Source organism: Flavobacterium croceum DSM 17960 (genome assembly GCF_002917885.1).
GTDB classification, from domain to species: Bacteria; Bacteroidota; Bacteroidia; order Flavobacteriales; family Flavobacteriaceae; genus Flavobacterium; species Flavobacterium croceum.
Window position 1 is genome coordinate 1 of sequence record NZ_PQNY01000082.1, and the last position, 1,454, is coordinate 1,454.

Below are 1,454 nucleotides of genomic sequence, written 5' to 3' on the forward strand. Positions count from 1 at the left end.
AAACGTTATGTGCCATATTATGACCGAACACAAACTAAAAGACAAAACTAAATGAACATAGGAATTTTCACATACGGAACACGAGGAGATTTACAACCTTATGTTGCATTGGCACTTGGACTAATGGACAAAGGACATAAAGTAACACTTTCAGCAACAGAAGACTTTAAAGAATTTGTTGAAGGATTTGGCGTAGCTTTTCAACCACTTTGGGGAAATGCTGAAACAATGATGAACTCTAACGAAGGACGAAATATTTTACAAACTGAAAACGCTATAAAGTTGATGAAGTATTATTTCAAAGTACTTCACGACAACAGAGAACCATTGCGAAAAAGTTATTATGATGCCATTTCAAAAGTTGATTTCATTATAGCCAACTCGATGACGCTACCAATTGTAAGTGCAATTGCTGAAAAACAAAATAAGAAAGTAGCATTGACTTATTTTATGCCACCAGTTGTACCTACAAAAGAATTTCCATTAGGCGACTTTGATTTTTTCAATTTTCCTTGGTACAACAAACTGACCTATAAAATTGCACAAAGTTTTTTTTGGAAGTTTATTAAGCAAGATACCAACGAATACAGACAAGAACTTGGTTTACCTATTTTAAAAGAAAATTTAGTTACTTATCTTGACAAACAAAAAATATTAGACCTATATTGCATTAGTCAATCGTTAATTCCACAACCAAAAGATTGGGAAAGCCATCATAAAATCACGGGATTTATAAACATTCCAAAACATAAAAGATATGAACATTTTTTGGACAAAACACCAACAGAACTTACAGAATGGATAGATCAAGGCGACAAGCCAATTTATATAGGTTTTGGAAGTAATGGAGTTGGTAATACTGAAAAATTCATTAAAATATTGACAGAAATTTTAGTACAGACCAATGAACGCATTTTGTTTTGCAAAGGTTGGTCACAGTTTGCCAATTTACCCGAACATAAAAATCTATTCGTTACAAAATATGTAAATCACGAAACTATTTTACCGAAATGTAAAATTGGTATTTTTCACGGTGGAGCAGGAACTTTGGCTACAATGTTAAGGCACAATTTACCTGTAATCATTGTTTCGTTTTATACAGACCAACCAACTTGGGGAAAAATAGTTGAACGCAAGAAATTAGGTGTTCATATACCAGTTAAAACTTTATCGGCTGACAAACTAATTTCGGCAATTCAAAAAGTTCAAGCAAAGGAAATAGAAAATAATGTTTCAATAGTCGGACAACAAATCAGGAACGAAAACGGACTTGACAATGCAATAACTGAAATTGAAAAATACTTTAATGACACAAAAAAATACGGCACATAACAGCAGTTTGGCAAAATGGCGGGTTTAGTGCTAAATTCAACGGCAGTTCTTCGATTGAACTTTTGTACAAAACTAAACATTTGTGCTTCGATTTCCGCCACTTCGCCAAGCTGCAAACCGTT

Annotated in this window: 1 protein-coding gene; it reads left to right on the forward strand. The window is 33.4% G+C overall.

Annotated features, from left to right (window positions below; all coding sequences use genetic code 11):
- The first annotated feature begins 51 nt into the window (after window positions 1-51).
- Window positions 52-1,332: a glycosyltransferase gene (locus tag Q361_RS13535; RefSeq protein ID WP_103727248.1), complete on the forward strand. Its 1,281-nt coding sequence runs from the start codon at window positions 52-54 to the stop codon at window positions 1,330-1,332.
- Window positions 1,333-1,454 lie beyond the last annotated feature (122 nt).